Here is a 6230-nt window from a genome sequence, read left to right on the forward strand (position 1 = left end):
ATGTGACCACAAAGTATCTCCACGGGAAATTACGGGTACCCGAAGTTTTTGCAATATAATCAGCCTCTTTAAGTATTTTTAGACTGCGATCGCCATCATCACCAAATTCAAGCGGAACCTTAGGAAAAGCTGCCGACATGCCATTATTCCCGGTTCCCTTGAGAAACATACAAGGATAGTCTGTCAAGTCTGATTCACTGATCAATATCTTATATTTCTTCTTTGTATCTATAAGTACTGGAAGGGTCGACATTTTATTTTCAGGCTTCCAGTCCTTTGACTGCACCTGCGAGTACAGCTCTTCATAAGCAGTTTTAAATCCGCCCGGCTGCTGCAAATGAAGAACGTATTCGCCCGGAAAGTTCACCGAAAATTCCTCATTCATCACCTCAATACTTCCTTTCTTTTTGGTAATAAAGCGGTAAGCAATCCCATCATCAAAAGCACGAAACTCTACGGCATAATTACCTTTAAAATTAAATATCAACGAGTTATAGTTGCTTTTTACAGTAGAAAATTTCAAAGAAACATAGGGTTTAATGATTTCAGTACCCTGTCCTTTTTTGCTGCCGGTTAGTTTTGGATTTTGCCCTAAAATTTCATTTCTAAGGCTCATCTGCAGATGGTTATTTTCTAATAACAGATCCTCTCCGGAGGAAATGGAATAATATATTTTGTCGGATATATTAATGGAAACTTTCAATCCTCCATTAGGAGACTTAAGCTCAACACCTTTAGTTTGAGCGTTTAAAATCGCCGACAATCCAAACACGGCTACAATGGTTAGTACGAGTTTATTAATAAAATTCATGAAAATAGTGGTTTAATCTATATGGTTGAGTTTTTGCGATTACGTTATATTTTGGTTCAGTTTTGTAAAATTAAAGGTAATGATTTATATGCTAAAACCATTTACTTGCAATATCTTTTCAATTCCATAACCAATTTTCTTAAAGCAAGGAATACATAATTTTTTTATGTAAATTCATATAACCAAAATTCAAGATTATGAACGTGCTCACAAAAATTCAAAATTGGGGTAATCGTCATCACCCAAAATGGCTCGACTATTTTAGAATAATTCTAGGTTTAGTACTCATTTGGAAAGGTATTGCATTTGCATCAAATCTTCATGCCTTTACCAATATGATGAAAGATGCTATGTTGGGTGTAGCAGTGTCTATTAGCTTACTGGCGCACATAATTATAGTGCTTCACATCATTGGTGGACTCCTCATTGCTGTCGGCTCACACACACGATTATTTTGCTTGCTCAATTTACCAATACTTGTTGTGGCAGTGTTCTTTGTTAATTTGAGAGCAAACATATTCAGCCCATATGCAGAATTCTGGGTTTCTGTGATTGTACTGATCGGCCTGATCTGTTTCTTGATTGAAGGTAATGGAGTGCTATCTGTTGAACGGGATAAAAAGGCAGTAGTTTAATTTAATTGAAGCTAAAATTCGTACTCGCAATCAAAGCAATGATGAGTTTTCTTTGCATAAAAAGGATAGATCATTAGCGCGAAGGAAACGATCATAGTTAATAGGTTAAATCTCTTTTTTGTAGCTTGTACATACCCTACGTGATTAGAACCACAGTTAGGACAATTCTCAACGCCCGCCTCGGTCTCTTCCTGAGGCAACTGAATATTTTCATCCTGAAGAATGTCCTTTACCAAAGGGATGTCCTTTTCAAAAATGTGCAGTTTAACCCCACCAAGCGCCTGAGTATATAAAGGGTTTATGGTAATTGTATTTTCATCTGATAAAAAACATTGAACACCGCTATCCATTAATCTTGCTTTCACAATATTGGCCTCAATTGGGTTATAAAAAGTTTCAAATACTACAATCTTATCCATTTAATATGCTTTGGATATAAATGTACAAAAAGCTTTTCATTTGGGATTTTATAATGCCACCTAACATATCTAGTTGCGCCCTGTCAAGTCACAATGAAATGAACTTCTGATGAATTATAAGAAACTCCAGACACGACTTTACTATTGCTGATTTATAAATCGGATGCCAAAAACTGCTGAAACCAGAACCCGGAATCYTTTATGATTCTGTGCTGAGTTTTAAAGTCTGTATGTACTAAACCAAAACGGGCATTAAAACCCTCGGCCCATTCAAAATTATCCATTAATGTCCAGGCCATGTAACCTGTAATATTTAACCCTTCACTTTTGGCTTTTAGGAGGGCCGCCAGATAAAGCTGAAAATAAGCTATGCGTTCCGGATCATGAACATGATTACCCGATACCTTATCATGATAGGCTGCTCCATTTTCAGTAATCATTAGTTTCTTAATACCCGGATAAGAAGCGAATTGCTTAATGATATTGTAAAAGCTATCGGCATTTATTTCCCATCCCATTGCAGTATGTGGTTTTTTTCTGCTTTTAGATCAAATCCCAATCTGCTCCTGGATAACCCATTCCCAATGTAGGTTCAATAAATAACCTGTTCATCAAACAATCAATTCTTTTAGCGGCAGTTATATCGGCATCGCTTTGCGTATACGGAATAACTTCAGAGCAAGAGAAGCTTGTTCCAATGTTGGCGTTGGGCACTTCGGCTCTTAATATCCGGCCACCATCGGCTTGTGCTATTGCGGTATGATGAACGGCAGAAAAGAAATTGGTTAAGCCCGTTTTTCCGGGCGCATGTACTCCTAACATGTATCCCAGTGAAGTAAAACCGAAAGGTTCATTCAAAACTATCCAGTTCTTAACCTTATGACCATACTCTTTGGCGCATATAGATACGAAGTTATTAAAGGAATCATTGATGCTATAAGCAGTCCACCCGCCCTCATCTTCCAGCGCATCTGGCAAATCCCAGTGGTAAAGTGTTACATAAGGAATTAGCCCATTTAGCAGGCACTCATCTATCACTTTATGGTAGAAAAGAATTCCTTCTTTATTTATAGCTCCCTTCCCATAAGGAAGAATTCTGGACCAGGCTATTGAAAATCGAAAAACGGAGAAGCCAAGTGTTTTAACAAGGGCTATATCTTCTTTGTACTTATGGTAAAAGTCGCAGGCATGCTTGGGGTCGTGCCCTTTTTTTATTTTACCTGATCTTTTAGAAAAAGTATCCCAAATAGATGGCCCTTTGCCATAGCTCTCAGAAGCACCTTCAATTTGGGCTGCAGCTACCGCCACACCCCATAAAAAATCCTCACCAAAATCAGATGCTTTAATCATACCTGCAGTTATTAAAGGCAATATGGCATTATGGTATTAACTTAATGTTAAGCCTATTTGTTTGAGTAACAGGGCCGCATTAAAAGTTTTGCAAGGGCCATGTTTCAACTTGTAATCAAACTCCATCTCATCCTCTGCTATTTGAATATCAAAATGATAGTTCCTTACATTATCGCCATGATCTGCTTCCATTTCTGAGAGTTGTAAGTCGTGAGTAGCAAACAGTGCAGGTGTGCTTTGTGCAATTAATTTTTCTATAAATACTTTAGATCCAAGATATTTATCCTTACTGTTTGTTCCCCTAAGCATTTCATCGATCAGCACAAATGAATTTGCCGAAACATTGATGGCATCGAGTATCATTTTTAGCCTGTTGAGTTCTGCTTTAAAGGTTGAGGTATGATCGTTCAAAGAATCTTTGATACGCATATAGGAAAGTACTTTAAATATAGAAAGCGACATTTCTTTAGCGCAAACGGGCGCGCCTGCAAATGCGAGCACCATGTTAATACCAACTGTACGCAGAAATGTGCTTTTCCCTGCCATATTTGAGCCTGTAACAATATCAACTGTAGGATGGGCGCCCAGACTAAAATCGTTTACTACACGCTCTCTTTCGTGAATTAAGGGATGTCCTAATTCAATGCCCTTTAAGTTAAAATTATCAGCAATTGTAGGGAAGCTCCAGTCTGGTTGATTGTGGGTAAGTGTGGCAAACGAAATCAACTCTTCGAACTGACTAATCCTATACAGGCCGCCTACCAAGTTAGTTGATGATTTTATATACCATTTATTTAAATCGAATGAGCATTTTAGATCCAAGAGCAGAAACAGGTTTAAAAAAAAGCCTACAAATGGGTTAAGCCTGTTATCAAATGCTTTAATGATGGATGATAGTTGTTTGATCTGTTTACTTACAGGATCGTTTGTTATGCCGTCGCTATCATTTCCCTTAAAAAAATCTTTAATATAGGTGCTTTTCCAGGTAATTTCTTCTGTCCACTTTATTGTGCCAGAGAAGGAGTCTAATAAATTTGATCCCCCTGTAAATCCATAATAAACCAGGTTGATGTATTTCAGGTTGAAGAAAATGAGTGACATATTAAATAAGGCTACAAGGCCAAATATTTTCCATACATGACCACCGAATATTGCGCCAAGTATAAGCACCCCAAAAGTAATAAAAGGCCCTATTTTTACATATAATTGAAGCGTTTTATTGTGAGTAAACTTTAGCTGATTGGGCAGCTGATGTTCCAGTTTATCCTTAATAACGTCAAGCTGACCGGGTTTGTGATTTTGTAATTCGGCCCGGAAGTGAAAAGTTTTATCTATATGTTCAGTCATTTCGGCGATAGCTTCTTGTCGCTGCAAAATGATGTCCTTTCCATTTGGTCGACCCAGATTTTCTGCAAGGATATTTAAGCCATTATTTGTATTGCAACGATTGATATAAGAGAACAAAGTTCCTTGCCCGTAAATGTCCAAATCTGATGAATAGGGATGGTATTCGTTGCTATAGCACTCTCCATCACTATATCCATTGGTATTTGAAGTAATATGATTCACTTCATTTTGGTAAACCCACAAAAGTTGTTCGGCGTAGGTTAGCTCTTGTTGTACTGCAATTTGCTTTTTTACCAAAATCATAAAAAAGATTACCGGTATAATAGTTAGCGCTATTAACACCCACGAAAAACCAATATTTATGATGAGCGCTATTATTATTATTTCGGCAATAAACAGACCCAAACGGGAGAATGATATTTTATTAAGCTTGCTCTTGAGGCCATCGATCTGAGTTTGCTGACTTGCTACATTATTTCTGTAATCGTTTAAAATGCTATCTTTTGTTCTTATCATTGTATTTTTCTCCATTGAACTGTTTTGCTTCGGCCCAGTTTGATAAATATAGGGAATTGATTATTACGCCGCTAATTAGATGAAGATTACACTACTTGTTACAGGAAAAACAGAAGAAAAATATCTTATTGAAGGTATTGAGAAGTATTTAAACCGGCTAAAACATTATATAGGGTTTAATATGATCGTTATTCCTGATGTAAAAAACACTAAGAATCTAAGTGAGGCGCAACAAAAGGCAAAGGAAGCTGAAATGATGTTAAAACACATCAGTAATCCGGATACTGTAATTTTGCTTGACGAGAAAGGAAAAAAATATACTTCTGTACTATTTTCAAATTATTTGAACAAACAGATGATTGGAAGTGTTCAGCATTTGGTATTTGTAATAGGTGGACCTTATGGGTTTGATGAGTCTGTTTATAAAAGATCCAACGGGAGTATGTCGCTTTCTGATATGACTTTCTCTCATCAAATGGTACGCTTATTTTTTGTAGAGCAGCTATACAGGGCTTTTAGTATATTAAAAGGAGAACCATATCACCATGAATAATCTGTATTAATTTTATGGAAATTTAATCCCGCTCTCATCATTATTAAAAGGAGATTTATTATGCGCTTACCATCAGAATATAAAAGAAATTATAAGTTTAAAAGCGACAGAAGAAAGGATCGTTTAAGTTATATTATTGCCATAGTTATATCGGCAATAGCGTTTTTACTGATCTGGTATCTGGCTTAAAATAACAAAGAGCCCGATCAACATTAACGTTAATCGGGCTCTTTATATCATATTGTAATTCACTAACTACACACCTTTTTTACTGGTCATGCTTGCTTTTTTAGCTGGCTGTGATGTTTTAGCCGGTGCTTTTGCATTTGCTGGTTTTGGCGTAGCTTTTGGCTTCTTATCGATTTTTTCTTCAGCCTTTAAAGCTTCCTGCTCTGCACTTACTGATGGGGCATCCTCTGAGAACAAAGGCAGCTCTTTTAATAAATGGTACCAGGTAACAATCTTTTTCATATCAGAGGTGTATACTTTTTCCTCATCATGATCTGGCGCAACTTCTTTAAAGAATGCTTTTAAAGCGTTTGCGTCTGTTTTTGCATCAGGAACGTTTCCTTTAGCCGCAGCAATGTTAGCCAAAACAT

9 protein-coding genes are annotated in these 6230 nt (G+C 36.9%); 3 read left to right on the top strand and 6 right to left on the bottom strand.

The annotated features are described in order from the left end of the window. Positions 1 to 811: glycoside hydrolase family 97 N-terminal domain-containing protein (locus tag AC1DG9_RS24580; protein WP_477635420.1), on the bottom strand; the 811-nt coding region annotated here is incomplete at its 3' end. A 197-nt stretch (positions 812 to 1008) separates the two neighbouring features. Here AC1DG9_RS24580 and AC1DG9_RS24585 point away from each other — a divergent pair. Further along, entirely contained in the window at positions 1009 to 1446 is a 438-nt protein-coding gene (locus AC1DG9_RS24585) for a DoxX family protein (protein ID WP_172661493.1), read from the top strand. An 11-nt stretch (positions 1447 to 1457) separates the two neighbouring features. Here AC1DG9_RS24585 and AC1DG9_RS24590 read toward each other — a convergent pair whose 3' ends face one another. The 4 genes from AC1DG9_RS24590 to AC1DG9_RS24605 all read right to left on the bottom strand — a co-directional run bounded on the left by AC1DG9_RS24590 (position 1458) and on the right by AC1DG9_RS24605 (position 5093). Beyond that, positions 1458 to 1865 carry a putative signal transducing protein gene (locus AC1DG9_RS24590; protein WP_288882919.1) on the bottom strand — a complete coding sequence of 136 codons (408 nt, stop codon included), beginning with the start codon at positions 1863 to 1865 and terminating at the stop codon, positions 1458 to 1460. A gap of 152 nt (positions 1866 to 2017) precedes the next feature. Further along, positions 2018 to 2383, bottom strand: coding sequence for a family 1 glycosylhydrolase (locus AC1DG9_RS24595; RefSeq protein ID WP_477635421.1), 366 nt, complete (start codon positions 2381 to 2383; stop codon positions 2018 to 2020). A 25-nt stretch (positions 2384 to 2408) separates the two neighbouring features. Continuing rightward, positions 2409 to 3215, bottom strand: a complete 807-nt coding sequence (locus tag AC1DG9_RS24600) for a glycoside hydrolase family 1 protein (RefSeq protein ID WP_477635422.1) — start codon at positions 3213 to 3215, stop codon at positions 2409 to 2411. Positions 3216 to 3251: 36 nt separating this feature from the next. Further along, positions 3252 to 5093, bottom strand: coding sequence for a MutS-related protein (locus AC1DG9_RS24605; protein ID WP_288882918.1), 1842 nt, complete (start codon positions 5091 to 5093; stop codon positions 3252 to 3254). A 64-nt stretch (positions 5094 to 5157) separates the two neighbouring features. Here AC1DG9_RS24605 and rlmH point away from each other — a divergent pair, with 64 nt between their 5' ends. Both rlmH and AC1DG9_RS24615 read left to right on the top strand, forming a co-directional pair. Further along, entirely contained in the window at positions 5158 to 5631 is a 474-nt protein-coding gene (rlmH, locus tag AC1DG9_RS24610; RefSeq protein WP_172661495.1) for a 23S rRNA (pseudouridine(1915)-N(3))-methyltransferase RlmH, read from the top strand. A 60-nt stretch (positions 5632 to 5691) separates the two neighbouring features. Continuing rightward, the gene (locus tag AC1DG9_RS24615) at positions 5692 to 5820 is read left to right on the top strand and encodes a hypothetical protein (RefSeq protein ID WP_288882917.1); all 129 of its coding nucleotides are present in this window, start codon (positions 5692 to 5694) and stop codon (positions 5818 to 5820) included. A 66-nt stretch (positions 5821 to 5886) separates the two neighbouring features. Here the strand turns inward: AC1DG9_RS24615 and AC1DG9_RS24620 are convergent. Then, positions 5887 to 6230: DUF6852 domain-containing protein (locus AC1DG9_RS24620; protein ID WP_477635423.1), on the bottom strand; the 344-nt coding region annotated here is incomplete at its 5' end.

This window comes from Pedobacter sp. 05L430, from assembly GCF_056397585.1.

Coding starts and splice junctions, on each gene's coding strand:
- AC1DG9_RS24585 (WP_172661493.1), top strand. CDS start 1,009: ATGAACGTGCTCACAAAAATTCAAAATTGGGGTAATCGTCATCACCCA.
- AC1DG9_RS24590 (WP_288882919.1), bottom strand. CDS start 1,865: ATGGATAAGATTGTAGTATTTGAAACTTTTTATAACCCAATTGAGGCC.
- AC1DG9_RS24600 (WP_477635422.1), bottom strand. CDS start 3,215: ATGATTAAAGCATCTGATTTTGGTGAGGATTTTTTATGGGGTGTGGCG.
- AC1DG9_RS24605 (WP_288882918.1), bottom strand. CDS start 5,093: ATGGAGAAAAATACAATGATAAGAACAAAAGATAGCATTTTAAACGAT.
- rlmH (WP_172661495.1), top strand. CDS start 5,158: ATGAAGATTACACTACTTGTTACAGGAAAAACAGAAGAAAAATATCTT.
- AC1DG9_RS24615 (WP_288882917.1), top strand. CDS start 5,692: ATGCGCTTACCATCAGAATATAAAAGAAATTATAAGTTTAAAAGCGAC.